The organism is Arthrobacter stackebrandtii (assembly GCF_017876675.1).
Classification (GTDB): Bacteria; Actinomycetota; Actinomycetes; order Actinomycetales; family Micrococcaceae; genus Specibacter; species Specibacter stackebrandtii.
In genome coordinates this window covers 4,229,454-4,254,837 of record NZ_JAGIOI010000001.1, presented here as the reverse complement: position 1 = coordinate 4,254,837, position 25,384 = coordinate 4,229,454, and the positions used below count along the sequence as shown (strand labels likewise).

The 25,384-nt window shown below is 68.1% G+C and carries 19 protein-coding genes; 12 read left to right on the top strand and 7 right to left on the bottom strand.

The features are described from left to right. Nucleotides 1-278: 278 nt before the first annotated feature. Nucleotides 279-1,229: a M56 family metallopeptidase gene (locus tag JOF48_RS18655; protein ID WP_209683544.1), complete on the bottom strand. Its 951-nt coding sequence runs from the start codon at nt 1,227-1,229 to the stop codon at nt 279-281. A 158-nt stretch (nt 1,230-1,387) separates the two neighbouring features. Further along, nucleotides 1,388-1,762: a BlaI/MecI/CopY family transcriptional regulator gene (locus JOF48_RS18650; RefSeq protein ID WP_209683541.1), complete on the bottom strand. Its 375-nt coding sequence runs from the start codon at nt 1,760-1,762 to the stop codon at nt 1,388-1,390. Nucleotides 1,763-1,937: 175 nt separating this feature from the next. On the opposite strand from JOF48_RS18650, the gene JOF48_RS18645 reads away from it, so the two are divergent. The 4 genes from JOF48_RS18645 to JOF48_RS18630 all read left to right on the top strand — a co-directional run bounded on the left by JOF48_RS18645 (nt 1,938) and on the right by JOF48_RS18630 (nt 9,178). Further along, nucleotides 1,938-3,524 (top strand): cytochrome ubiquinol oxidase subunit I, encoded by a 1,587-nt coding sequence (locus JOF48_RS18645; protein ID WP_209683538.1) that lies wholly within the window; start codon nt 1,938-1,940, stop codon nt 3,522-3,524. Nucleotides 3,525-3,624: 100 nt separating this feature from the next. After that, the gene (cydB, locus tag JOF48_RS18640) at nt 3,625-4,713 is read left to right on the top strand and encodes a cytochrome d ubiquinol oxidase subunit II (protein WP_209684774.1); all 1,089 of its coding nucleotides are present in this window, start codon (nt 3,625-3,627) and stop codon (nt 4,711-4,713) included. A 7-nt stretch (nt 4,714-4,720) separates the two neighbouring features. Continuing rightward, nucleotides 4,721-8,167: a thiol reductant ABC exporter subunit CydC gene (gene cydC / locus JOF48_RS18635; RefSeq protein WP_209683535.1), complete on the top strand. Its 3,447-nt coding sequence runs from the start codon at nt 4,721-4,723 to the stop codon at nt 8,165-8,167. Between the two features lie 9 nt (nt 8,168-8,176). Further along, nucleotides 8,177-9,178 (top strand): GNAT family N-acetyltransferase, encoded by a 1,002-nt coding sequence (locus JOF48_RS18630; protein WP_209683517.1) that lies wholly within the window; start codon nt 8,177-8,179, stop codon nt 9,176-9,178. Nucleotides 9,179-9,311: 133 nt separating this feature from the next. Here JOF48_RS18630 and JOF48_RS18625 read toward each other — a convergent pair whose 3' ends face one another. The 3 genes from JOF48_RS18625 to JOF48_RS18615 all read right to left on the bottom strand — a co-directional run bounded on the left by JOF48_RS18625 (nt 9,312) and on the right by JOF48_RS18615 (nt 15,242). Continuing rightward, complete coding sequence (locus tag JOF48_RS18625) at nt 9,312-9,830, bottom strand: DinB family protein (RefSeq protein ID WP_209683503.1); 519 nt, start codon at nt 9,828-9,830, stop codon at nt 9,312-9,314. A 143-nt stretch (nt 9,831-9,973) separates the two neighbouring features. After that, entirely contained in the window at nt 9,974-12,331 is a 2,358-nt protein-coding gene (locus JOF48_RS18620; protein ID WP_209683499.1) for an HNH endonuclease signature motif containing protein, read from the bottom strand. A gap of 199 nt (nt 12,332-12,530) precedes the next feature. Further along, nucleotides 12,531-15,242: a DNA gyrase/topoisomerase IV subunit A gene (locus JOF48_RS18615; protein WP_209683496.1), complete on the bottom strand. Its 2,712-nt coding sequence runs from the start codon at nt 15,240-15,242 to the stop codon at nt 12,531-12,533. 84 nt (nt 15,243-15,326) lie between these two features. On the opposite strand from JOF48_RS18615, the gene JOF48_RS18610 reads away from it, so the two are divergent. The 3 genes from JOF48_RS18610 (at nt 15,327) to JOF48_RS18600 (ending at nt 20,069) form a co-directional block, all read left to right on the top strand. Continuing rightward, nucleotides 15,327-18,002: a bifunctional acetate--CoA ligase family protein/GNAT family N-acetyltransferase gene (locus tag JOF48_RS18610; protein WP_209683493.1), complete on the top strand. Its 2,676-nt coding sequence runs from the start codon at nt 15,327-15,329 to the stop codon at nt 18,000-18,002. A 146-nt stretch (nt 18,003-18,148) separates the two neighbouring features. Next, a complete protein-coding gene (locus tag JOF48_RS18605) occupies nt 18,149-18,838 on the top strand; it encodes a DUF5998 family protein (RefSeq protein ID WP_245346609.1) in 690 nt (229 codons plus the stop codon). Nucleotides 18,839-18,890: 52 nt separating this feature from the next. Continuing rightward, complete coding sequence (locus tag JOF48_RS18600) at nt 18,891-20,069, top strand: alkaline phosphatase family protein (RefSeq protein WP_209684772.1); 1,179 nt, start codon at nt 18,891-18,893, stop codon at nt 20,067-20,069. Between the two features lie 145 nt (nt 20,070-20,214). On the opposite strand, the gene sepH is transcribed toward JOF48_RS18600, so the two are convergent. Next, nucleotides 20,215-21,519: a septation protein SepH gene (gene sepH, locus JOF48_RS18595; protein ID WP_245346608.1), complete on the bottom strand. Its 1,305-nt coding sequence runs from the start codon at nt 21,517-21,519 to the stop codon at nt 20,215-20,217. A gap of 396 nt (nt 21,520-21,915) precedes the next feature. On the opposite strand from sepH, the gene JOF48_RS18590 reads away from it, so the two are divergent. After that, nucleotides 21,916-22,212, top strand: a complete 297-nt coding sequence (locus JOF48_RS18590) for a DUF4193 family protein (protein WP_209683490.1) — start codon at nt 21,916-21,918, stop codon at nt 22,210-22,212. A 95-nt stretch (nt 22,213-22,307) separates the two neighbouring features. Here the strand turns inward: JOF48_RS18590 and JOF48_RS18585 are convergent, their stop codons facing one another. After that, nucleotides 22,308-22,805: a DUF3093 domain-containing protein gene (locus JOF48_RS18585; RefSeq protein ID WP_209683487.1), complete on the bottom strand. Its 498-nt coding sequence runs from the start codon at nt 22,803-22,805 to the stop codon at nt 22,308-22,310. A gap of 109 nt (nt 22,806-22,914) precedes the next feature. On the opposite strand from JOF48_RS18585, the gene dut reads away from it, so the two are divergent. From dut to JOF48_RS18565, 4 genes are read left to right on the top strand one after another with little or no spacing between them, the layout of a single operon-like run. Next, nucleotides 22,915-23,421: a dUTP diphosphatase gene (dut, locus tag JOF48_RS18580; RefSeq protein ID WP_342591305.1), complete on the top strand. Its 507-nt coding sequence runs from the start codon at nt 22,915-22,917 to the stop codon at nt 23,419-23,421. A gap of 40 nt (nt 23,422-23,461) precedes the next feature. After that, nucleotides 23,462-24,250 carry a DUF3710 domain-containing protein gene (locus JOF48_RS18575; RefSeq protein WP_209683481.1) on the top strand — a complete coding sequence of 263 codons (789 nt, stop codon included), beginning with the start codon at nt 23,462-23,464 and terminating at the stop codon, nt 24,248-24,250. Between the two features lie 3 nt (nt 24,251-24,253). Beyond that, nucleotides 24,254-24,592, top strand: a complete 339-nt coding sequence (locus JOF48_RS18570; RefSeq protein WP_209683478.1) for a single stranded DNA-binding domain-containing protein — start codon at nt 24,254-24,256, stop codon at nt 24,590-24,592. Then, nucleotides 24,593-25,378, top strand: a complete 786-nt coding sequence (locus JOF48_RS18565; RefSeq protein WP_425353727.1) for a DUF3159 domain-containing protein — start codon at nt 24,593-24,595, stop codon at nt 25,376-25,378. Nucleotides 25,379-25,384: the final 6 nt, after the last annotated feature.

Here is a 25,384-nt window from a genome sequence, read left to right as displayed (position 1 = left end):
ACGTGTGGATTGCTCTGCGCCGGTGGTGGAATCTGATGCGGCGGCCCGCCCTGTGAATCCATGTGCGCCGTCGCGCCTGCCATTGTCGGGGCCGCGTAGGCTAGCGGTTCCAGGTGCGCGGTGTTGTCCGCTGCGACAAGGATGTGCTGACAGTGGTCATTGCTGCGCTGGCGTCGGGTAGAAATGCACCGTTGCTGCGCTGGCGTCGGCTAAAAAATGGTCATTGGTGCGACAGCGTGCAAGGCGGTGCAGGGGAGTTGCACGCCTGATGCCTGCGGTCAGGGGAGGATGCCCGGAACCACCAGCAGTGCCGTGGGCGCAGCCAGGAGCAGCAGCGCCGCGGCGATTACGCAGAGTTTGGGGAACACGGACAGCCCGGGGGCGTTTCCCAGCAGCTTTCCCAGGCGGGCCGATGTGGTGGTCGGCGTGTCGATCTGTGCCGCATGCCCGGCCACAAGCGCATCTACCGGAAGCTGGTCCGAGCCGCTGGCCACCAAGGCGATGGCGGTGACAAGGGTGGGCTTGTCAACCGAACGCAAGGCGACGTCGTCGGCCATTATTTCAATGAGCGAGGAGACCGACTCCTGGGCCAGCCTTGATGTGGGCAGCCACGGCAGTGCCGAGCGCCAAGCTGCAAAGGCCCACAGGAGCAGGTGGTGGCGCTGGGCCAAGTGTGTCTGTTCGTGCACCAGGACCGCCCGCAGTTCGTCGGGGGAGAGCAGCGCCAGCAGGCCTTCCGACAGTACGGTGACGGAGCGCGAGCCGCCGGGCAGGCAGTAGGCCACCGGGGCCTGGTGGTTCAGGACCAGCGTTCCCGGCTGGTCGTGCGAAGGGGAGCTGAGCAGGTGCAGGAGGTCGCGGTGCTTGCGGCGCTGGCGTTCTATGCGGAAATATGTCAGCCAAAGCGTGAAGAGAAGGTGTGCCGTGAGTAGGGCCGCGGCGCTCAGGGCAAAGGCGTGCACGATGCCCAATGTGTCGAGGGATTCCGTGCCCAGGAAGATGCCCAGCAGCCCGTGCAACCCGCTGGGCAGGTTCCCGCCGAGGGTGGACAGGCCCCAGCAGAGCATGGCGCCGATCATGGACAGGCCACCGGCGAGGGCGATGGACTGCCACAGCACCATGGCGGCAAAAGGGGCCCGTGCGGGCCAGGCCGCGCGGGACAGGAAAACCGGCACCGGCCAGGCCAGAATCACGGCCAAGGCGGCGAGGAACCAGGAGGTCCAAAACATGGTTTACAACTTACCGCTTCCAGCTGAAGGATTGCCCGGCGGCCGCCTCCGCTGCCGCCCTGCCTCGCCGGCAGGATTGGGCTGCGGAGGTGCTGCCGGGTGGCGGGCGGTCCCGTCGGTTCGGTGGCGGCTGCCTGCCGGGGGTGGCGCGGTGTCCGTCAGGAGTGGCCCAGCAGCTTGCGCAGGGTCTGCGCCTCGCCTGCGCTGACGGTGCCGATGAAGCGGGCCAGCACGGCCTCGCGGTCGGGTGCGGATCCCAGGACTTCCATCATGAGTTCGGCCGTGTGCTCTTCACGGCTGGTCACTGCCCGGTAGCGGTGCGGGCGCGATGAGCGCTCACGCTCCACCAAGCCCTTCTTCTCCAGCCGGGACAGCACCGTCAGGACGGTGGTGACTGCCAGCGGGCGTGCCTCCGCGTTGCCTTCCGATGCACGCTGCGAGAGCAGGTCCCGCAGGTTGTTGGCCGTAATGGCCTCCTGATGCTCCCACAGCAGGTCCATGACAGCTCTTTCCAAATCGCCAAGCGTCGCCATCAAAATTCCTCTACTTTACTGCGGCCATCAAAATACAAGACAGTACGCCAAACATGCGTACATGCCTAAATATACAGCTTTTGACAAGGAAGTTCTACACGGGGTAGAACTAGAACATTCTACAGTTCGTAGAAATTGACTCGGGCCGTAATAATTCATGGATGAGGGGTAGTTGGTGGAAGCTCTTGAAATTGCCAGGTGGCAGTTCGGGATAGTGACGGTGTACCACTTCCTGATGGTGCCGCTGACCATTGGACTCGGCACCTTGGTGGCCATTCTGCAGACGCGCTGGCACAAGACGGGCAACGAGGCGTACCTGCGCATGACGAAGTTCTGGGGCAAGCTGTTCCTGATCAACTTCATCATGGGTGTGGCCACGGGCATTGTGCAGGAATTCCAGTTCGGCATGGCATGGAGCGAGTACAGCCGCTTTGTGGGCGACGTCTTCGGCGCGCCACTGGCCATGGAGGCGCTGCTGGCGTTCTTCGTGGAGTCCACGTTCCTGGGACTGTGGATTTTCGGCTGGAAAAAGCTGCCCGCGAAGGTCCACTTGGCTTGCCTGTGGATCGCGGTGGCCGGGTCCATCGTCTCCGCCTACTTCATCCTCGTGGCCAACTCGTGGATGCAGCACCCCGTGGGCGTGGAAATGATCGACGGGCGCCCCGTCATGGTTGATGCCTGGGCCGTGTTCACCAACAACACCGCCCTGGTGGCGTTCTTCCACACCATCACCGGCGCACTGGCCGTGGCCGGCGGATTCCTGCTGGGTATCTCCTGGTACCACCTGTGGCGCCGCCGCAAGGATGGCATTGACACCGTGGACGCCAATGGCCGTGTCGTCGTTGGCGAATCCGCCACCATTCCCGGCCGCGACAAAAAGGACCACTCGGTCTGGATCAAGTCGCTGCGATTCGGTGCCGTAGTGGCCATGATCGCATTTGCCGGCTCCGCAATTTCAGGCGACCTGTCAGGCAAGCTGATGTTTGAACAGCAGCCCATGAAGATGGCCGCCGCCGAGGCAGCCTGCCACGACGGCACCGGCTTCTCCATCCTCTCGATTGGCAACGTCGGCAGCCGCGACTGCTCCGACGTCGTGGCCGTCATGGAAATCCCCGGCCTGCTCTCCTTCCTGGCACACAACGACTTCACCACCGACATCAAGGGCGTGAACACGCTCATTCCCGAATACCAGGAAAAGTACGGCACCCACTTGCCGGATGACCCCATGTACGGCGCCCGCGCCGGCCAGGAAATCAACTACGTCCCGATCATGCCCGTCACCTACTGGGGCTTCCGCATGATGATCGGCTTCGGCGGGCTCGCCGCCGCGGCCGCCGCAGTGGCCCTGTGGCTGACCCGCAAGGGCACCGTGCCGCGCTCCAAGGGCCTCATGCGACTGGCCCTGGTGGGCATCCTGGCACCCTTCGGTGCCAACGCCGCGGGCTGGATCTTCACCGAGATGGGCCGCCAGCCGTTCGTCGTGGCACCCAACCCGGCGATGTCCGGAGTCGACCAGGTCTTCATGTTCACTGCCGCAGCCGTCTCGCCGGGCGTCTCTGCCGGTGAGGTGATCTTCTCCCTCGTGGCGCTGACCACGGTGTATGCCGTGCTGCTGGTGGTGGAGGTGGTCCTGCTGACGAAATTCATCCGCGGCGGGGTGGTCTCGGCCATGCCTGAGCTGGACCAGACAAAGAAGAAGGACGACGGCGGAAACGGCCCGGGCGGGGAGGCAGACGACGATGTGCTTGCGTTTGCGTATTGATTCCGTGCACCTCCGGCGCCCGGCCCGCCTGCCGCGCCATCCCCGCCGGCATTCGGCCGGCACCGCTTCCTTCCCCACGCTGGATTCCTAAGGATTGATGATGGATTTTCTGCCCACTTTGTGGTTCATACTGATTGCCGTGCTGTGGATCGGCTACCTGTTTCTTGAGGGATTCGACCTGGGCGTAGGCATGCTCATGAAGACCTTCGCGCGCGGCGAGAAGGAACGCCGTGTCCTGCTCAACACCGTGGGGCCGGTCTGGGACGGCAACGAAGTCTGGCTGCTGACGGCTGGCGGCGCCACGTTCGCCGCGTTCCCGTTCTGGTATGCATCGCTCTTCTCCGCCCTGTACATCCCGCTGGTCTTTGTGCTGCTGGGGCTGATCTTCCGCGCCGTGGCCTTTGAATACCGCGGCAAGGTGCACAACGACACCTGGCGCACGGTGTGGGACTGGGCCATCGCGCTCGGCTCGCTCGTGGCAGCCTTCGGCATCGGCGCCATGCTCGCCCTGACCACCACCGGGCTGCCGCTGAACGAGAACGGCGACCGCGTTGGCGGGGCGTTCGCATGGTTTACCTGGTACGCCGTCATCGGCGGCCTGGCCATCGTCGGCTTCGCCGTCATCCACGCCGCAGCCTTTGTTGCACTGAAGACCGACGGCGACATCCGCCACCGTGCGCGGCGCCTCGTGGGCCGGTGGATGCCTGTGGGCCTGGCGCCCATGGCCGTGTGGGCCATCGCCGTGGCACTCGAGAACGGCAAGTGGTTCAGCTGGCTGCTGATCGCGGTGGCTGTTGCTGCCGCCGTGACATCGTGGGCGGCCAACAGGGCCGGGCGTGAAGGGTTCAGCTTCCTGGCCATGGGCGGGTTCCTGCTGGCCGGTGCCGCCGCCATCTTCAGCGCCGTGTATCCCGTGGTGCTGCCGTCGACGCTGGATCCGCTGTGGAACCTGACGGTGGAGAACGCCTCCTCGTCCAGCTACACACTTGGCCTGATGTCCATTGTGGCTGCATTTGGTGTGCCGCTCGTGCTTGCCTACCAGGCGTGGACGTACTGGATCTTCCGCAAGAGGATCACCGCGGCCCACCTGCCCGAACCGCACGACTTTGCCCCCGCCGTCGCACTGGCAACAGCCGGTGCGGCACCTGCCGGGGCAACCGGCACCACCCCGACAGGAAGTGCTTCCTAGCATGAGCATGCGCCCCACACTCCCTCCCGGCCGGGCCACACGGCTGTCACTGGCCGGGCTCGGCGGACTTGCCGCGCTCAAGGCCGCGGGCCTGGTCCTGGGCCTTGGTGCCCTGGCCTACGCCCTCGCCCAGTGGGCGGCCGGGTCCCCGCTGGATGCCGAACGGCTGCTGGTGCAGGGGAGTGTGGGCGCCGTGCTGCTCGCGGCCGCCGTGTGGGGGCAGCAGGTGCTGGCCCGGCGCGCCGCCCTCGGGGCCAAGGAGGAACTGCGCGCGAAACTCGTGGCGCACCGCCTGGACCGGCGCCACGCCGGGCAAGGCGGCGCCGTCGGCGCGGAAGCCATGCTGGCCAGCCGCGGGCTCGACGGCCTGGACAACTACTTTGCCAGCTACCTGCCCGCACTGGTGACCACGGCCGTGCTGCCGCTGCTCGTGGGGCTGCAAATCCTGCTCACCGACTGGGTGAGCGCACTCATCGTCGCCCTGACAGTGCCGCTGGTGCCGGTGTTCATGATCCTGATCGGCCACCACACCCAGGACCGCGTGGCCGAGGCTGCCGACGGGCTGGACCGGCTCTCCAACCACCTCCTCGAATTGGCCCGCGGGCTGCCGGTCCTGGTGGGCCTGCGCCGCGCCTCCGCCCAGCGCCGCGCCCTGGCCGACGTGTGCGAGGCATACCGCAAGACCACCATGGCCACGCTGCGCACCGCGTTCCTGTCGTCGATGGCACTGGAACTCATCAGCACCATATCCGTGGCGGTGGTCGCCGTGTTCATCGGCGTCCGGCTCGTGGCCGGGGAAATGCCGCTCGAGGCCGGGCTGCTGGCGCTCATGCTTGCCCCGGAATGCTTCAAGCCGCTGCGCGACCTCGGTGCCGCCCACCACGGCAGCGAGGACGGGGTGGAGGCGTTGCGCCGTGCAACGGAAATTCTCGACGGCGGATCCCCCTCCCAGCCTGGCGCTCCTTCCGGCATGGTTGCCGAGGTGCCTGCCGCGACTGCGGCGTCCGGGTCCGTTGTGACTACCCGAAACCTCAGCGTGCGCTATGACGGACGCGCCGAACCAGCCGTTTCCGGGTTCACTGCCAGCCTGGCACCGGGCGCTGTGCTGGTCCTGGACACCCCCAGCGGAACCGGCAAGTCGACCATCCTGGCTGCCATGGCGGGAATCCTTCCCGCCGCCGGTCCCGGCGCCGCCGTCGTGGAAGGCGAGTTGGCAGTGCGCAATCAGCAGGGCCTGGTGTTTGTCTCCCAGCACCCTGTCTTCACGGAGGAGCAGGTGGCCGATGAGATCGCCCTGTATGCGGCCGGCCCCTCCTCCCTGCGTGTGGGTGCGGATGCGGTTGCTGCCGCACTGGCCGCCGTCAACGGCTCCCATCTGGCCCGGCGCCGGGTGGTGGAGTGCAGCCCTGGTGAGCTGCGCCGCGTGGCCGTGGCCCGCGCACTTGCCCGCATCGCCGTCGACCCTGCCGTGGAACTGGCGCTGCTCGACGAACCGACAGCCCACCTCGATCCTGAATCGGCACGGACGGTTCGCGCATCGCTGGCCGCGCTGCGGGGGAGCGTGGCCGTTGTGGCCGCCACACACGATCCGCAATTGGCTGCGGATCTGGGCGGGGCTGTACCGGCAGCGGCCGGCGCGCAACATGCCCCGGCCGGCCGCGGTGCCGGCGCGCAGCATGCCCCGGCCGGCGCCTTGCCCCAGGCGCGGGTTGCCACCCCGGCGGATGCACCCCGGCCAGGGCGGGCAGCAGAGGATGAACCTGCGGCACCAACCGCCACCGCTGCGGACCCTGCCCGTTTCAGCTGGCGCCACCTGCGGCAGTTGCCGCTGCGCTCGCCCCGTTTCGCCGCCGGCGTGCTGGTGTCGGCCCTGGCCACCCTGAGTGCGGCGGCTCTGTCCGGCATCTCGGGCTGGCTGATTGTGTGGGCGGCCGCGCAGCCGCCCATCCTGTACCTGTTGACTTTGATTGTTGGGGTGCGGGCCTTCGGGATCGGCCGCTCAGTACTTCGCTACTCCGAACGCCTGCTGACCCATGACGCGGTATTCCGCTGGGCCGCCGGGCTGCGGCTCAGGCTCTGGGATTCGCTGGGTTCCTCGGTGCTCCACTGGGGCAGGCTGACCCGGTCGGGTGGTGCCCTGGGCACGCTCGTGGCCGACGTCGATGAACTGCGCGACGCCGTTCCCCGCGTGGTGGTGCCCATCCCGTCGGCGCTCATCTCCTATGGGGCGGTGCTGCTGACCGTGTACCTGCTGGTCCCTGAAGCCGCAGTTGTGGTGCTGGTGCTTGGCATGCTGGCCCTGGTGGTGCTGCCCGTCCTGGTGCTGGCCACCCAGCGGCGCGCCTCCGCGGCGGCAGCCATTCACCGGATTTGGCTCGCCGGGCGCACCACCACCTTGTTCGCCGCGGCAGGCCAGCTGGCCGCCAACGGGGTGGGCGGGAACGAGGCCGCCCGGTTCCGCCGCGCCGATGCCGCGGTTGCCAAGCCGCTGCGCAGGCTCGCCTGGTCCGACGGCATGGGCCAGGGGTTCGTGGCGCTGCTTTCCTCACTCGCCGCCGTGGCAGCGGCCGGAGTGGCCGTGGGTGCCGGGGTCGATCCGCGCGCGGCCGCCGTGGCAGCCCTGCTGATGCTGGCCCTGGCTGAGCCCCTCGGAATGTACATGGAAGCCGTCAGCGCGCTGCCGGCGCTGGCAGCCCTCATGAACCGGACGCTGCCCCTGCTTGACGCCCCTGCGACGGTCATGGCCGCCGAGAATGTTGAGCCGGATCCGGTTGCCGAACTGGCCATTGACCAGATCACGGCCCGATACCCCAACGCCGCCGAGCCGGTCTTCAAGGGTCTTGGCGGCGGCGTCCGGCGCGGGCAGTGGTGGAGCGTGAGCGGGCCTTCGGGGTCGGGAAAGTCGACGCTGCTCGCGGTTCTGCTCGGATTCCTTGCGCCCGAGGAAGGCCGCTACCTGCTGAACAACAAGCCGGCCTCACCCGCCACGCTGGCAAGCATCGCCTGGTGCCCGCAGGATGCCTACCTGTTCAACTCGACCCTGCGCGCCAACCTCGCATTGGCCCGCCCCGCGGCCACGCCGCCCACCGGGGAAGAGCTGGTTGCCGCCATGGAAACCGTTGGCCTGGGACCCTGGCTGGCGGAGTTGCCATTGGGCCTGGACACGCGGGTGGGACCTGGCGGGCACAGTCTCTCCGGGGGCCAGCGGACCCGGGTGTCGGTGGCCCGAACGCTCGTGGCGGGTGCCGATGTCGTGCTTCTTGATGAACCAACCGCGCACCTCGGCCAGGACGAAGCTGGCGAGCTGGTGGATGAATTGCGCCAGGCGCTCTCCGGTGCCGCTGTTGTGCTGGTGACGCACGACGGCGAACTCGCCAGCCGTGCGGATTCCCACCTGGCGCTGGGGAAAGTTGCCGGCGGGCCAATTCTGGCGGCTGGTGCGGCGCGGCCTTAGGCTGGTGGGATGACACAAACGCATCCCGCCGACAATCAGCAACTGCCTCCATTTCCCGTCGCGGGCGGCCTCCACTTCAGGCCCCTCGCAGCGGCCGATGTGGACGGGTGGTTGGAGCTGATGGCGCGCATCGAGGCGGCCGAGCAGGTCCCGTGGCGGACGCAGCGCTCGGAGTTGGTGGCGGTGGTGGAGGATGCGCGAAATCCCGTGGCCGAAAATTCGGTGGGCGGTTTTGACGCCGCGGGTGTCCTGCGTGCTCTCGGGCGGGTGTCCAAGAATCCGGACGGGGAGAAGGCACACGTCATGGGTGGTGTGGATCCCGAATGGCGCCGCCGTGGCGTGGGCTCCGCCATCCTGGCGTGGCAGGAGGCCCGGGTGCTGCAGCGCTTTGCCACCGATGCGCAAGGCGGTCCGCTGGCCCGCGCCTACGGAGAGTCCGACAATGCCGCCACCACTGCCTTGTTGGCCGGTGCCGGGTATTCGGTGGTGCGGTATTTTTCCGAGATGCTCCGGCCCTTGGCAGGTGCCCCGGCCGTGCCGCTGCCGGCCGGGATCCATGTGGTTTCCTACACGCCGGACATGAATGAGGCCGTACGGCTGGCCCACAACGAGGCGTTTGCCGACCACTGGGGCTCTGAGCCGCGCAGCCCCGAACAATGGGCGGTTCAAATGGCGCATGAGCACCTTCGCCGGGACCTGTCCACGGTGGCCCTGGATGCTGCTTCGGGTGAGGTTGCCGGCTACCAGATCGCCACGGTCGACCTGGACATGGCGGCAGAGTCAGGCCGTGCTGAAGGGTACACCGAGCTGCTGGGCGTGCGGCGTGCGTGGCGGGGACGCGGGATCGCCCCCGCCATGCTGGCGGACGCCATGGCACGGTTTGCCGCGGCAGGCCTGGACCATGCCGCCCTGGACGTTGACACAGAGAATCCCACGGGTGCGCTGGGACTGTACGAAGGGATGGGCTACAAGCCCATCCGCAGCAGCGCCGCGTGGGACAAATCCCTGTGAGCATGTCCCAAGCCTGCATGGATTGAATTAGCCCGCCTGCATTTTGGCCGGCCGGCGCACGCCCAGGCCGGCAGCACGCCCGGGCGGCGGTGTGCTGGCTGCGGGGGACCGGGCCCAATGGTCCGGTGTTGGTTCAGGCGTTGATGTCGTGCAGGTGGTGGACCACGTCGTGCAGGAAGTACCCGGCCAGGGTCACGACGGTGAATTCGGCGCCGTTGCTGCGCAGCCCCCGCCGGTCCCAAAGCTCCGGGTCGACGGCGCCAAAGGCGGCGGCCGCATCCATGCCGTTTGCCACCAGTTCGGACGCAACTCCCTCTGGATCCAACGAGCCGTAGTTGCCGTCAAGGGCGGCCTGGTCCTGGTCCCAGTTCTCGAAGGTGGGGTTGTCTTCGCGGAGCATAAGTTCCAGCCGTGCACAGAAGACTTCAAAGACGTCCCTGACATGCGCGCCGTATTCGAGCACTGACCAGATGTCTGGGTTGCTGCGCTCCTCTGCGCCAGCCCGGCGCAGTGCCGACACCCAGCGCGGAAGGAGTGCGGGAATGGTGGTCGCGACCGTTGCCGGAGTAGCCTTGCCGGCACGGAATCCACATTCAGGGCAGGGTCGTTCAAGCACCCATGTCCAGTCTTTTTCATCAGGAATGATAGCCATGGGGCCAGTCTATGCCGGGTCGTCCCAAGGTTGTGTTTTGCGTCGAATGGGTGGTTCGGCCGGTCGTTGAGCCCGGTCCCGGGATCCGCCTGCCGGTGCACTGCACGTGATCTAGCGGCCTTGGTGTTGAGCGTTGTGGGGTGTTATTTGCGTTGGGTTGTGGTGGTTTCGGTGATGAGGTGTTGGAGCCATTGGGGGTATTCGGGGCGGGTGGGGTCGGTGGGTGTGGGTGGTTGGTAGCGGCCGGTGGGGGTGATCCAGCCGACGCGGCCGTCGGGGGTTGGTTGGGGTGTCCAGCCGCGCAGGGTGATGTGTTGGCGTTCGGGTTCGTTGATGGTGCGGCGTTGGCCGTTTTTGTTTTTGTCGTCCTTGAGGTGGCGCATGCGGTGGTGGGTTTCGCAGGCGGGGGCGAGGTTGGCGATGGTGGAGGCGCCGCCGAATTCGAAGGCGCGCAGGTGGTCGAGGTCGGTTTCCATGACTGGGTTGGTGCAGTTGGGTACGTAGCAGCCGCTGCGGAGGGCCCGGAGGGCTGCTTTCTCGGTTTTGTTTAGTGTGTAGCGTTGCGGGTGCAGCGGCAGTGCGTCGCCGGTGACGGGGTCGTTGAGAATGCGCAGGAGCGAGGGGGCGCGGGCGGTGAGTTCCCGGGCGATGCTGGCCGGCAGCAGCCCGCCTTGGGGGCCGGCGATCTCGGCGGGTTCGTTGGTGAGTCCGAACAGGGACAGGATGGGCACGGTGAGGATGAACAGGCCCTGGGGTGCGGGCGGGTCGGTCATGGTTTTGCCGTGTTGGAGGCGTTCGAGCTGCTCCCGGTATTCCTGCCACGGCTCTTCTTCGGTGATTCCGTCAACGAGTCCGTTGGGGGTGTAGCCGCTGCCGTCTCCGACGACTTCGTCCATGAAGTCCTGGCCGGTCATGAACGAGACGCCCTCGGGCAGGATGATGCCCTCCAGCACGTCGGAGCCGGAATCGTCATGGGCACCGGCAACGGCAGGGATATCCGGGGTGTGCGGGGTGTCGGGCGGGGTGTCCTGCAGTGCCGGCCCGCGGCCGTCCGGGCGGCAACCGTCCCGGACATCAGGGTCCTGCGGGTTGCCAGGTGGGTTCGCCGGGGCTGTGGCAGGGTCGTGGTGCGCCCAGGGCGGCTCATCATCCACACCACCACCACCATCACCACCACCACCACTGCCACTGGCGGTGGCGGAAAGCGTATCGCCGTGGTCGGAGGGTGCAGGGGTGCCGCCGCCCGGGGGTCGTGTGTCACCGTTGCCGGCGGCACTGCCACTGCCCGGTCGGCTGCCGCCACGGTTTGGGCCCGTGTCCGGGGTGGTGGGCCAGGCCCAGCCGCCGGAGTCATCCTCGGCGGGCTGCGAACCCGCGTCAGGGCCGAAGCCCTTCCACCCGGTGTCCCCACCCTCACCGGCGCTGGCGCCGTCACGGTTCGGACCCGAATCCGGGGCGCCGTGGGCGGGGTTGCCGGGTTCGCCTGCACCCTGGGCGGCGGTGGTGTTGTCGGCGGGGTTGCCGGTGTTGTCTGCGGGATGGGTGGGGTCTTGGTGCAGGAGCAGGAGGGTGGCGATGTCCGCGCGGAGCTGGTCCAGGGTGCGGTGTTCGCGCAGGTCTTCGGTGGTGCCCGGATGCCGGGCCTTGTTCAGGCGGTCGCTGGTGGCGGCGTCGTATTTGATGGCGCGGGCCAGGCGGGTGCAGTAGGTGTAGATCGCGGTGGCGCTGAGGGTGGGCAGGTACAGGGTGAGCCAGGACATGCCGTCGGGTCCGGGTTCGCAGCTCACGGACCGGCGCGCCCAGGCTTCCTTGGTGCGGGTCTCCAGGGATTCCGGGCACATGCGTTCACGGGCGCGGCGGGCCTTGCCCTTGAAGGAGGCCACCGTGGTTCCGATCACGAGCTTGAGCAGTTTCGCCAGGAACGCGGCAACCAGCTCCGGGGTGACACCGGCGGTGACTTCCAGGGTGCGGCATTCGTTGAGCATGACGGCCGCGTGCCCGTAGGCGAACGTGCCGGCCTCCATGCCGGCGAGCACGGACGGGTACTCCTCCACGAGGGTGCAGGCGTTCTGGTCCAGGGATGCGGCGGTCCGTTCGGGAATGCACAGGGCCATGGCCAGTTCCGTCACGATCGACGCGCCGCTCACGCGGCGCTGGAAGCTGTCCAGCTTCGCCGCCCGCCATTCCACCTCGGCCGCCCCGTGCACCCGCGCGATGAGCCGGACCCGGAACGCATCCACCTTCCCCTGGTGGGCCCGCAACTCCTCCAGGGCGTCAATCCCGGCACAATGCACGCCGTACGCGACCCCGTTCCGCGAGGGCGGTTCCGGCCCCACGGCCGAAACCGGCGGATAGTCGGGCAACCCAGCCAGGGCAGCACTGCCGGCACCAAAGGGCTCAACAACAGGAAGGGCAATCCCGGCCAGAAGCCCAGCCACACCCCGCGGTGTGGCTGGTGCGTCATCGCCCCGGTCCTCCGGGAACTGCTCCGGAATGCTCATGCACCCATTTTACCCTGCACGTTCGAACCGCACAATAGTTTCTAGAACAAATCTACTATCAGTGGTTTCGCCATCGTCCGCACCCGCCCGAACCTTCCCGCCAACGCCAGCGGTCTCGGCGCCACGGAAAAGCGGCCGATTCCGCCACGAGGCCCCTGAACCAGGAACCCAACACCGCCGCCGCATTGGGAGCGGCGGGCTACTCGAGGGGAAGTTCAAAGGCACCCTGCGTGGGGTCGAGGTCCGGCAGGGGCTCGCGTGCCGGTGCCGCCTGGGGCGCCCTGGCAGGAGCCGGCGGTGCCGTCCTGGCTGGTGCGGCCTTGGTACCGCCTTCAGTTCTTGTGCCCACTGGGGCCGTCTCCTTGCCCCCTCCTGCGGAAGCTGCCGGGGCAGCGGCAGGGGGCAGGCCGGCGTCGGGCGCGTGACTGGCCGGGGCAGCCAGGCTGGGGCCCAGCAGGTCGATGCCCGCCGACAGTGGAACGCCGGAGCCGTCGCGGTGGCCGTGCTCGACGGGGAGCGCCCGCACCACGCCGGTGGCGGACGACGCCTTGGCCGGACCATGGCCCGCCCAGGCGGTGAGGAGGTGGTCCTCGCCCTTCAGGAAGCGGTGCGCCCGGACACCGCCGGTGGCGCGGCCCTTGGCGGGATACTCAGAGAATGCCGTCACCTTGGCGGAGCCCGACGGCGTCCCCGGCAGCGGGTCCTGGCCGCCGGAAACCGTCACGACGACGGCGTCGGGGTCATTGGGGGAGGCAGCGGTGAAGGAAATCACGGCGTCCCCGGCCGAGAGCTTGATGCCGGCCATGCCGCCCGCCGTGCGGCCCTGGGGGCGGACTGTCGCGGCACTGTACCGAAGCAGCTGGGCGCCCTTGGTGATGAAGACGAGGTCGTCGTCGTCCGCGGCAACCGCAGCGCCGACCACGTAGTCCTTGGGCTTGAGGGCGATGTACTCCCAGTCATCCCGGTTCAGCGGATAGTCGGGGGTGACCCGCTTGACGACGCCTGCGGCGGTGCCCACGGCAAAGACGGCGTTCAGCGGCACGAAGCCCACGAGCGACTCGCCCTTGGCCAGCGTAATGAAGTCCTTGGCCGGCACGCCTCCGGCCAGGTTGGGCAGGGACGCCGTGGGCGGCAGCACGGGCATGTCAACGACCTGCAGGCGCAGCATCCGTCCCAGGGACGTCAGGGCGCCGATCTCGGCCCGTGCTGTGGACTTGAGCACGGAGGTGAAGACATCGTGCTTGCTGCGGGTGCCGGGGTCCGCGAGGGGGTCCGCCGTGGATGTGCGGGCAATCTGGCCGGTGGCGCTGAGCAGCACCCAGCACGGGTCGTCGGCGATTTCCAGCGCGATGGGCGCGAGCTTTCCGGCCTTGCCGGGGGCGGCAGCCAGCGCCTTCGCCACAGACGGGGCCATGGCCTCGGATTCCAGCAGCACGGTGCGGCGCGGGGTGGCGTACTTGGCGGCAACCTCGCCCATCTCGTCGGAGACCAGCTGGTGCAGCAGCTCCTTGGACGCCAGGATCGCCTCGAGTGCGGCAATCTCGCGGCGGAGCTCGTCCCGCTCAGTTTCCAGCTCCACCATGGAGAAGCGGGTCAGGCGGCGCAGCTGCAGGTCCAGGATGTAGTTGGCCTGGATTTCGGAGAGGTCGTAGATGGTCATGAGCCGTTGGCGGGCGGCCGCCACCTCATCCGAGGTGCGGATGATCTGGATGACCTCGTCGATGTCCAGGATGGCGATCAGCATGCCCTCGACCAGGTGCAGGCGGTCCTGCTTCTTGCCCAGTCGGAACGCGGTGCGGCGCCGAACCACGTCGATGCGGTGGTCCACGAAAACCTGCAGCAGCGGCAGCAGGCCCAAGGTCTGCGGCTGGCCGTCCACCAGGCACACGTTGTTGATGCCAAAGGACTCCTCCAGCGGCGTGTACCGGTACAGCTGTTCCATGACGGCGGCGGGGTTGAAGCCGTTTTTGATCTCAATGACCAGGCGCAGCCCGTGCTTGCGGTCGGAGAGGTCGATGAAGTCGGCGATGCCCACCAGCTTCTTGTTGTTGACGGCGTCCTTGAGCTTCTCCTTCACCTTCTCCGGCCCCACCAGGTACGGCAGCTCGGTGACCACCAGGCCCACCTTGCGGGGGGAGATCTGCTCGACGGCGATCTTGGCCCGGGTCTTGAAGGAGCCCCTGCCTCCGGCGTAGGCGTCGCGGATGCCAGACAAGCCAACTATCCGTCCACCCGAGGGCAGGTCGGGGCCGGGGACGTACGCCATGATGTCCTCGAGCGTGGCGTCCGGGTTGGCGATGAGGTGCTGGGCGGCGGCAATGACCTCGCCCAGGTTGTGCGGGGCCATGTTGGTGGCCATGCCGACGGCGATGCCGCTCGCACCGTTGACCAGCAGGTTCGGGTAGGCGGCCGGCAGCACGGAAGGCTGCAGCATCTGGTTGTCATAGTTGGGCACAAAGTCCACAACATTTTCATCCAGGCTGCCCGTCAGCTCGAGCGCGGGCGCAGCCAGCCGGGCCTCAGTGTAGCGGGGGGCGGCGGGACCGTCGTCGAGCGAGCCAAAGTTGCCGTGCCCGTCAATGAGCGGCAGGCGCAGCGTCCAGTCCTGGGCCATGCGGACCATGGTGTCGTAGATGGCGGTGTCGCCGTGCGGGTGGAGCTTTCCCATGACCTCGCCCACCACGCGCGCACTCTTCACGTGGCCGCGCTCTGGCCGCAGCCCCATCTCGCTCATCATGTACAGGATGCGCCGCTGCACCGGCTTGAGCCCGTCACGCGCGTCGGGCAGGGCGCGCGAGTAGATCACCGAGTAGGCGTACTCCAGGAAGGAGCCCTCCATCTCCGTGGACACGTCAATGTCAACGATGTTTTCGGTGAAGTCTTCTGGGGCAGTCGGTTGGCGCTTGGCCATGGTTGCGGTGGTTCCTATTCTTCATGGGGGTGTTGCGACGGCGGCATGCGCGTCTTTGTCGCATCATGTCGGTACAGTGATTCTATGGTGAAGCCAGAGCAAGCGCCCGAATATCCGGCTCATTGGGAAGCCGATGTGGTCCTTCGTGACGGGGCCACGGGCCATTTGCGCCCCATGACCGCCGCCGATGCGGACGCCGTGCAGGCCTTTCACATGGCCCAGTCCCAAAATTCCATCTACATGCGCTTCTTTACGTACAAGTCGAAGCTCACGCCGAAGGAATTGCGCCGCTTCACCGAACTCGATTATCGCGACCGCGTCGCATTTGTCATAACCCACGGCCGGGAGATCATCGGGATCGGCCGCTACGACCGCCTCGACGACCCCGCCGAGGCCGAGGTCGCCTTCAACGTCTCCGACGCCAACCAGGGCCGCGGGCTGGGCTCGATCCTGCTGGAGCACCTGGCCGTCGCGGCCCGGGAAAACGGGATCGACAAATTTTCCGCCGAGGTCCTGCCGGAAAACCGCAAGATGATGCAGGTGTTCACGGAGGCCGGCTACGAGGTCCACCGGCGGTTTGACGACGGCGTCATCTCCCTCTCCTTCGACATCGACCCCACGGAAAAGTCACGCGCCGTCATGGAAGCCCGTGAGCACCGCGCGGACGCCCGCAGCGTGGCCGGGCTCCTGGCCCCGGCCTCGGTGGCCGTCATCGGCGCGAGCCGGGCGTGGGGGAGCATCGGCCAGCAGCTGCTGGAGCACATTGTGGAGGGCGGCTTCACGGGTGCCGTCCATGCCGTCAACCAGGAGGCGCTGGAGGTCTCCGGCATGATGCCCTACGGCTCCATCGCCGAGGTTCCGGGCCCCGTGGACCTGGCCGTCATTGCCGTCCCCTACGACCAGGTCCCCTCCGTGGTGGAGCAGTGCGGCGCGGCGGGAGTGAAGGGGCTCGTGATCGCCACGGCCGGTTTTGCGGACGACGGCGAACACGGCTTGGCAAGGCAGCGCGCCCTGGTGCGCAGCGCCAGGGCGAACGGCATGCGGCTGGTGGGCCCGGCCTCGCTGGGCCTGGCCAACACGGATCCGGCCGTCTCGCTGAACGCCTCGATGGCGCCGGAGCTGCCGCTGCGCGGCGGCCTGGGCATCTTCAGCCAGTCAGCGGCCTTGGGCGTATCCCTGTTCGCCTCGATGTCGCGGCGCAGCGTGGGCATGTCCAGCGTGCTCTCGGCCGGGAACCGGGCGGACATCTCCGGCAACGACATGATGCAGTTTTGGGAGGACGACCCCAACACCACCGCGTGCGGGCTCTACCTGGAATCCATCGGCAACCCGCGCAAGTTCTCCAGGATCTCCCGGCGGCTCTCGCGCACCAAGCCGGTCATCGTGGCCAAGTCCGACGCCATGGGCCTGCACCTGCCGCCCGGCCATGTTGTGCGCACCACCCAGGCCCCCGCGGGTGCGTTGGACGCCATGCTCCGGCAGTCCGGCGTCGTGCGGGTCAACACCATCGAGGAGCTCTCGGACGTTGCCCAGATCCTGGTGGGCCAGCCGCTGCCGCAGGGGCCGGGGCTTGCCATCATCGGCAACTCGGGCGCGCTGGGGACGGTGGTGGCGGACGCCGCCGAGCAGAACGGGCTGAAGGTTGCCGCCGTGGAATCAATGCTGTCGCTGGACACTGGCCAGTCCCGTGCGCTGCCGCTGCTCAGGCGCACCGTGCTGGGGGCGCTGGCGCGCGAGGGCGCGGATTCGGCGATCGTGACGCTGCTGCCTGTCATCGGTCTGACCATTGACACGATTGCACGCACATTGCAGGAGTGCTCGGAGGAATCGGGCAAGCCGGTGATCGGGGTTTTCACCGGCATTGTGGACGCCCGAATCCACGTCAACCGGCAAATGGCCGGGACGCTGCCGGCGTATTCCAGCCCCGGCGCGGCGATTGCGGCACTGGCCGCCGTGGCCCGGTACGCGAAGTGGCGCACCTCGGAGACGCCCTTGTTCGATCCGCCGGAGGGCGTTGACCCGGAAGCAGCGCAGGAGCTGCTGGACGGCTGGCTGGAAGGGGTGTCCGGCGACGGGCTGCAGACCCTGGATCCGGCGCAGGCCGCCGAACTGCTGGGCCACTACGGCATCTCGATCCTCGAGTCGGTGCCCTTTGGCAGCGACGACGAGGCCGTCGCCGCGGCGGAACGGCTGGGCTGGCCCGTGGCCATCAAGACCCTTGACCCGTCCCTGCGCCACCGCCTGGACCTGGGCGGGGTGCGGATCAACATTGAAAATGAGCAGTCGCTGCGGCGCAACATCGGGCAGATGCGCAAGTTCCTCCAGCCCTACGGGGAGAAGGCGCTGGAGGTGCAGAGCATGGCCGAGGTGGGGCAGTCGTGCACCCTGCGCGCCATCGAGGATCCGCTGCTGGGCCCCGTGGTGTCCTTCGGCATGTCAGGGGACGCGGTGAGCCTGCTCGACGACTGGGCCCACCGGGTGCCGCCGCTGTCGGTGCAGGACACGGCCGAGCTGGTGCGCTCGCCACGGGCCGCCCGCAAGCTCTTTGGCTACGAGGGGCTGCCCGCCGTGAACGTCGCCGCGCTGGAGGACCTCGCCGCCCGGGTGGCCATGCTCAAGGACGAACACCCGGAAGTGGCGTTTCTCGAGTTCAAGCCGGTCCTGGCCGGGCCCACCAAGGTGACGGTGCTCGCCGTCGACCTGCGCATCGGCAACCCCGCCCAGCGCACCGACAGTGCCCGGCGGGCCCTGAACTCCTGAGCCCGCCGCCCCAGTACGACGGCGGGAAGCCGCCTTTTGCCGGCCAGGGTAACCTGCCGCCGTCGTGCTTTGGGCGGGAGGTGCGCCCGGCCGGGGCGGGGAGGGCCCGCCGCCCAGTTCGCTTTCGCCGCCGGCAAGGTGCGAAAATGAAGGACATGAACAGCTTCGGAGCCGGCGCCCCGGCCAACACGAGAGGCAGCGACTTGGAAGCAGCACTCCAGCGCTCTGGATTTTACCCCCGGCTTGTCGCAGACGTCGTCAATGATGCGCTCGACGGGCAGGCGAGCCTCTCACACCTTGTCCACCTGGAAACCCACTTTGACCGCAACGAGGTCCACCGGCACATCACCGTGCTGGTGTTGACCACCGACATGCTGGTGATCACGCACGTGGACGACCACCAGCTGGATGAGGACGGCGAGCAGATGGTGGCGCAGGTGTCCACGGAGTCGGTGCCGGTCAGCCAGATCCAGTCGGTGGTGCTCAGCTACATTTACGCCCAGCCGCAGGACTACAAGCCCTCGGACCCGGCGCGCGAACTGACCCTGTCGATCGCGTGGTCTGGCGGACAGCGGGTGGACCTGGGCCCGGCGTCGTGCGGGGATCCCGGCTGCGACGCCGACCACGGCTACACCGGAACCATTGCGCAGGAAGACATTGTGCTGCGCATCAGCGCCGAGGCCGAGGGCCTCCAGGCCGTGGCCGACGCCAAGGCGTTTGCCCGGGCACTGCGGGCCGTGAACACCGCGGCCGGCACCACCGGCCACGGTGAAACCGGCGGCAGCCGCTTCCCCGCGTTTGGTGCACGGTTGGGCCGCTCCCATTACCGCCGCTAACGCCGTCGGCGTCTCCGAAGCAGCCGGTGCCCTGCTGGCGGGGCAGCCCGAGCTGCCCCGGCCGCCGTCGTACGGGAAAGCCTCCATTGGCGACCTGCTGAGCAGTGCGGCGGCCGTACTGGGCCACGCCGGCAGCCGGAATGTGCTGGGCCTGCCGGCCGCCCCGCGGATCTGCGTGGTGCTGGTGGACGGCCTGGGCAAGTCGCTGCTGGCCAAGCGCGCCGCCCATGCACCGTTTCTGCGCACCGTGCTGGCGGACGATTCCGGCGGCTCGCACCCGCGGACCCTGCACGCGGCCTTCCCCAGCACCACGGCCACTTCGCTCAGCTCTCTCGGGACCGGGCAGGTGCCGGGACAGCACGGAATGGTCGGCTACGACGTCCTGGACCCCGGCCAGGACAAGGTGGTGAACCTGCTGGGCAACTGGGACGGCGGGGTGGACCCGCTGCGCTGGCAGCCGTTCCCCACCATCTTTGAGCAGCTCGCCGGCTCCGTGCCGACCACCACCGTGAGCCTGCCCAAGTTTGCCGACTCGCCCATGACGCGTGCGGCCCTGCGCGGCAGCGAGTTCCGCGGGGCCACCTCGTCGCATGCCCGTGTGGAGGCGGCGGCGGAGGCACTGGCGGCCACGCCCAAGGCACTCGTGTACCTGTACTGGAGCGAGCTGGACAAGGCCGGGCATTCGCACGGCGCCGACTCGCCTCAGTGGGAACGGGCCCTGGAAGAGCTCGACGCCGGCATGAAGCGGCTGGCCGCCACGGCGCCCGCCAACACGCTGATCCTGCTCACGGCAGACCACGGCATGGTGGATGTGCCGCGTTCCGCGCGCGTGGACTATTCCCAGCACCCCGAGCTGGTGGCCGGGGTCCGGCACACGGCGGGGGAGCCGCGCATGGTGCACCTCTACCTGGACGACGGCGCCACGGCGGCGGGCCGGGACGCACTGATGTCCGCCTGGCTGGAACGCTATGGCAAGCTGGCGTGGGTCCTCACCCGGGACCAGGCCGTCGACGCCGGATACTTCGGCGAGGTCCGTGATGAGGTGCGCGGCCGGATCGGCGATGTGCTGGTGCTGGCCCGCGAATCCGTGGCGTTCTATGACATGCGGCGCGTGCGCCCCCAGGCCATGGAGGTGGTGGGCCAGCATGGGTCCATCACCAAGGCCGAGCGCGAGGTGCCGTTGCTGCGCATTCCCGTGACGGGCAAGCCCGCAGGCGGCAGGCGCCGCTAGGCACCGTCAAACCCTGCCTGGCAGGGTTGGCGGGCTGCGGGCGCGCGGCGGGGCAACACGCTGTAAATGAGAAGGGCAGCCGGCGCATCGCGCCGGCTGCCCTTCTCATTGGCATTGCTCGGCCACCCACTGGGTGGCCTTGTGGTCAATCGCCCTTGGTGCCGAAGACGATTTCATCCCAGCTTGGCACGCTGGAGCGCTTGGGCTTGGCCGCGGCCTTTCGTTCCAGCCGCTCCGCCACCTCGGTGTCGGAGGGGCCGTCATCCTCGGCGGGGGCGTGGGACGGGGCCGGGGCAGCATCTGCGGTTGCCGCGGGGGTACCAGGCGCGGCGGCGACGGGCCTGGCCGGGCGCAGGAACGTCACGGGCTCACCGGAGACAATCACCTCACGGGTTTCCGTGCTGACTTCAGAGACACTGTTCACCGGTTCTGCAGGCGGTTCGTCGCGGTCTTCCAGCGTTGGTGCCAGCTGGAGGAACGGCACCGCCTTCGGCCGTTCGCCGCCGCCGTCCTCCGGCTCCGGCGCGGGAGTGCCGTACAGCTCCTCGTCGCGGGGGTGTGCGCCGGGGACGTGGCTCCCCAGCATGGCGGCCAGTTCATCGTCGCCGTCCTCGTCGATGCCCAGCCGCATCCCGCGGCGCGAGCGCAGCATTTCCAGCAGGCCGTGCCCGGGGAAGTCGGGTGATTCCGGGTCGTCTTCGGGAGCCCCTGCAGGGTCGACGGCGGGCTCCCCGCCATTGGCTTCGACGTCAAACGGCTGGTCGGCCACGGCGCTGAGCCGGCGTTCCGGGACGGGGCTGTCAAGCGGTTCAAGCTCGCTGAGCTGCTGCGCCCAGCGGTTGGCATTTTGCAGTGACTTGCGGCCGGAGTGGAAATGCCACAGCGCAGGGGCGGGTTCGCCGATGCTGTTGGCGGCCCACTCCGTGCCGGGTTCAAAGTCGGCGGCAATGGTCCACGCGCCGGCACCTTCACGCCAGGCGTCCCAGCGCAGGGACTTGGGGTCGATGCCGAAGGCCGCCAGGCGGTGGCGGACCATGGCTTCGAGCGGGATGGCTTCGTCCCCGAACGCCGCGCGGTAGACGTCGTTGTGGGGTGCGGCCGCGGCAACTTCCACCGTGCGTGCCTGATTGGCAATGTAGTCGCGTTCGGCCAGCACGGGGCCCTCGTAGCGGCGGATCTGGTCAATCGAGTGTCCGGATGCCTCTGCCACGTCAGCGGCGGTGGAGCCGGCACGGATCATGGATTGGATTTCACGCGGCGACATCCGGGCAGCCGCCTGTGATGGTGCCCGGGCGGTGCGGTTCTGGCCCTTGCCCACAGCTGAGCGCAGGGCTTCGTCCAGGGGAAGCAGGTAGTTGTCCCCGTTGGGCCCACTGAGCAGCAGGTGACCGCCGTCGTCGTGGACACCCACCAGCCGAAGCTCAGCCATGCCGTCCTCCCAAAAAGTCATTGTAGTTCCCTTCGAAACTTTGCCACCGATGCACGGCTTTTCCTACTACCGCGGCAGGCGTGGCGTGAGATGGCTTTGAAATTGCGGCATTTCAGGGCGCCGGAGGCCGTTCGGGTGTGTTTTGGGGCACTTGTGGAGCACCGCGCGTGGTTGGCAGCGTCCGGGACACCTGCGTGCCAGCCGGGGAACGGTTGGCCGTGGAGCCTGGGCGGGCCGCCCGATGCGCCTTATCTTGGCGGCGCCTGTGGAGGGTGGGGCCGGCGGCTCTTAAGCCTTTTGCGAACGTGCTGCGGGCCGGGCCCCAGGTGCGGCGGTTTCCGTTCTAGGGTGTAGGGGGTGTTTACTGTTTGCCGCGGCAAAAGAGTAAACCGCAGCATATTTTTCAAGGGGGCGACCATGACCACTGGCTACCAGCAGCCGCGTGCGGCGCAGCGCATCAACCGCGGCGGGGCTGCCCGCAAACCCGGCGCCGCCGGGAGCATCAGGGACGCCGTGGTGGACCTGTCCGAGACGGAATTGGCGGAGCTGTTCGAACTGCCGGGCGCGGAGCCGGCACCCGAAGAGCTTGAGGTGGAGATCCTCGCCCAGCAGGCCGACGAATTTACCTGCGGCTCCTGCTTCCTGGTGCGGCACCGTTCGCAGCTTGCGCGTGAAAAGGGCGGGCTGATGTTTTGCCGGGACTGCGAAGGCTGAACCCCGGAGGCTGCCGGGGCTGAAATCCGCCCGGCACACCGGCGGATCCAGGCCGCATGGGCCTGGATCAACACCGTGCCGGACGGGCGGGCCGGCTAGGCTTCGGCGCTGCCGCTGCGCGCTGTGGCGCCGAGGGCAGCAGCCAGGTACTCGGGATGGCGCGTGGACGTCAGCCAGTAGGGTGTGCGGTCGTTGGGGTCGGTGATTTCAATCTTGACCACGGGCTTGATCCAGCCGCGGATGCACAAGTATGCGAGACCGTTGAGCTTGATGCCGCGCTGCTCGGTGGCGGCGTCGCCGCGGTAAATCGTCACCTCGCCCACAAATTCACGTTCGATCTGGGCCCGGCCCACGCGCAGGGTCTCCGGGGTGACCGCGATCGTGGGGGTTGAGGCGATGAGGATGGTGGACATGCCCGCCAACAGGACCGCGAACGCCACGTAGCCGGCCATGGGGCTGATCGGGATGAAGATCAGGATGCCCGCGGCGGACAGGCCAACAACAATGACCCAGCCCCAGAAGTTGGGCCACAGCTTTTCGGTGTAGTTGGCCGATGAGGGGGAGGTGGCGCCTGCGGGCGTGGTTGAAGACATGGGACCAGCTTTTCATCTTTCGCCCAGCTTTTCATCTTGGCCGCCCCGGAGCCCCGGCCCGCAGGCGGGAAAGCTGCGACCGGTCCCGTTCACGATAGAGTGTCCTGTTGTGAGCCACGAGACTTTTGAAGAAAACCCGCCCACCCTGAGCGTTCAGCTGCACATGCTCGACGACGGGATCGCACCTCCCAGCTACGCGCACCCCGGTGACGCGGGCGCGGACCTGCGCAGCCGGATCGACCTGGTGCTGGCGCCCGGTGAGCGGGCCCTGGTCCCCACCGGCGTGAGCCTGGCGTTGCCGTTTGGCTTTGTCGCCCTGATCCACCCGCGCTCCGGGCTGGCCACCAAGCAGGGGCTGACCATTGTCAACAGCCCAGGCACGGTTGATGCCGGGTATCGCGGGGAGGTCTCCGTTACGCTGCTGAACACCGACCTGCACCATTCCATCACCTTGAAGAGGGGCGATAGAATTGCACAAATGGTGATTCAGCGCGTTGAAAGGGCTGAATTCATCGAGGTGGCACAACTGCCGGACTCGGTGCGCGGCACAGGCGGCTTCGGATCCACGGGCGGCTTCGCCGCGCCGCTTGGCGAAACCGCGGCCCGCAACGGCTGAACAGCCCCCATCCATCTTTTACAAGGAGTCGGTTAATCCCATGGCTTTTGGGTTTGGTAGGAAAAACAAGAACAAGGATGATCGGTACGCCGACGCGGAAGACGCCGCCCTTGGCCTGAACGACGGCGGCATCTCCGGAGATGCCGACGCGGCACAGCTGGGGCTTCCTCCCGATCCCTCCGACACCGTCTACGACCGCGCCCTTCACGGCCCGCTCGACGAGTCGGAAGTGGAGGGCCGCGACGGCTACGTGGACCTTGGCGCACTGCTGGTCACGCCCCGCGAGGGCCTTTCCCTGCGCCTGGAAGTGGAGGAAAGCACCAACCGCGTGATTGCCGTGACACTGGACCTGAACGGTTCCAGCCTGCAGCTGCAGGCATTTGCGGCCTCCCGCTCGGACAAGCTCTGGCGCGACATCCGCGAACAGATCGGGCTCTCCGTCGGTTCACAGGGCGGGGAGATTGAGATCCTCGACGGCACCTTCGGCAAGGAGGTGCTCGCCAAGGTTCCGGCCCAGGGAAGCGACGGCAGCCGCGGCTTCCGGGTGGCACGGTTCCTTGGTGTGGACGGACCCCGCTGGTTCCTGCGCGGCGTCCTGGGCGGGCCGGCCGCCGTCGACCCGGCCGCGGCCGCTGAGCTGGAAGACCTGTTCCGCGGCGTGGTGGTGGTGCGCGGCGAGGTGCCACTGCCCCCGCGCGACCTGCTGCTGCTGCGACTTCCCAAGGACGCGGTTGCCGGGCCCCAGGGCGCCATGGCGGCCGACCACGCCGCACCGGCCCAGGGCGGGGAGCCTTTCCGCCGCGGCCCTGAAATCACGGCGATCGGCTAGCCTTTGCCTGTCGTACACCAGGGGGACTGGCCTCCGGCAACCCCCATCAGCGGGCTTCCCGCACGCGGCCGCGCCGTGTGTTTTGGCGTGATCGACGCGGTCACGATCCTGCCCGTTTCCGCTGCGCCGCACTATTCGGTGGTCATGACGGACAGGGAATCGCACCGCAGTGCCAGCGACGGACTGAACCACCGGCTCCGCCTGGTCTGGATCGGGCGGCGCCGGGTCCCCGGCATCATTGCCGGCACCCGGCTGCGGGTGGAAGGGATGGTCTCGCTGCGCGACGGCCTGCCCACCATGTACAACCCCCGCTACGAAATCATCGGAATCCAGGAGATTTAATTGAGCCAGCAGAGCCCGCAGGAATCTCCGGAGGGGCAGCAGGTGCCGGAGCCGGCCGCGCCGGAGCACACGCTGCATGAGCCGGCCGGCGCAGTGGGTTTCGCCCAGATCGCGCAGGAAATGGCGGCCAAGAGCACTCTGGTGCGCAAGGACAACGGGCACATCGACCTGCTGGCGGCCGCCGGGGGAGTGCGCGGCATTGCCGAAAGCATCCTGCCGGGGCTCGTGTTCCTGGTGGCCTTCACGCTCACCCGGGACCTGACGCCGGCGCTGGTGGGTTCCGTGGCCATGGCAGTTGTCTTTCTCGTTGCCCGGCTGCTCCAGAAAACACCGCTGACGCAGGCGCTGGCGGGGATTGCCGGCGTCGTGCTGTCAGCGTTTTTGGCCATGCAGACCGGCAAGGCGGAAAACTACTACCTCATTGGCTTTGTGACGAACGCCGCCTACATCGTGGCCATGGTGGTGTCCATCGCGGTGCGCTGGCCGGTGCTGGGCCTGCTGTTCGGCTACGCCCGCAACGAGGGCCTGGGCTGGCGTGCCCGGCCCGAGCGGTTGCGCGCCTACCGCGTGGCCACCTGGATCCTGGTGGGGGTCATGGCGCTGCGGCTGGTGGTGCAGCTGCCGCTGTACCTGGCGGAGATGGTGGACGCGCTGGGTGCCATGCGCCTGATCATGGGCGTGCCCCTGTACGCGTTCGGGCTGTGGATCGCCTGGCTCATCAGCCGCCCCGTCGAGGGTTCCGAAGACACTGAAACCACTGGGGACGCCGCGGCGCCGAAGGCCTGACGCACC

Coding starts and splice junctions, on each gene's coding strand:
- JOF48_RS18590 (WP_209683490.1), top strand. CDS start 21,916: ATGACCACTGGCTACCAGCAGCCGCGTGCGGCGCAGCGCATCAACCGC.
- JOF48_RS18650 (WP_209683541.1), bottom strand. CDS start 1,762: ATGGCGACGCTTGGCGATTTGGAAAGAGCTGTCATGGACCTGCTGTGG.
- JOF48_RS18610 (WP_209683493.1), top strand. CDS start 15,327: ATGGTGAAGCCAGAGCAAGCGCCCGAATATCCGGCTCATTGGGAAGCC.
- JOF48_RS18615 (WP_209683496.1), bottom strand. CDS start 15,242: ATGGCCAAGCGCCAACCGACTGCCCCAGAAGACTTCACCGAAAACATC.
- cydC (WP_209683535.1), top strand. CDS start 4,721: ATGCGCCCCACACTCCCTCCCGGCCGGGCCACACGGCTGTCACTGGCC.
- cydB (WP_209684774.1), top strand. CDS start 3,625: ATGGATTTTCTGCCCACTTTGTGGTTCATACTGATTGCCGTGCTGTGG.
- JOF48_RS18575 (WP_209683481.1), top strand. CDS start 23,462: ATGGCTTTTGGGTTTGGTAGGAAAAACAAGAACAAGGATGATCGGTAC.
- JOF48_RS18585 (WP_209683487.1), bottom strand. CDS start 22,805: ATGTCTTCAACCACGCCCGCAGGCGCCACCTCCCCCTCATCGGCCAAC.
- JOF48_RS18620 (WP_209683499.1), bottom strand. CDS start 12,331: ATGAGCATTCCGGAGCAGTTCCCGGAGGACCGGGGCGATGACGCACCA.
- JOF48_RS18630 (WP_209683517.1), top strand. CDS start 8,177: ATGACACAAACGCATCCCGCCGACAATCAGCAACTGCCTCCATTTCCC.
- sepH (WP_245346608.1), bottom strand. CDS start 21,519: ATGACTTTTTGGGAGGACGGCATGGCTGAGCTTCGGCTGGTGGGTGTC.
- JOF48_RS18625 (WP_209683503.1), bottom strand. CDS start 9,830: ATGGCTATCATTCCTGATGAAAAAGACTGGACATGGGTGCTTGAACGA.
- JOF48_RS18605 (WP_245346609.1), top strand. CDS start 18,149: ATGAAGGACATGAACAGCTTCGGAGCCGGCGCCCCGGCCAACACGAGA.
- JOF48_RS18655 (WP_209683544.1), bottom strand. CDS start 1,229: ATGTTTTGGACCTCCTGGTTCCTCGCCGCCTTGGCCGTGATTCTGGCC.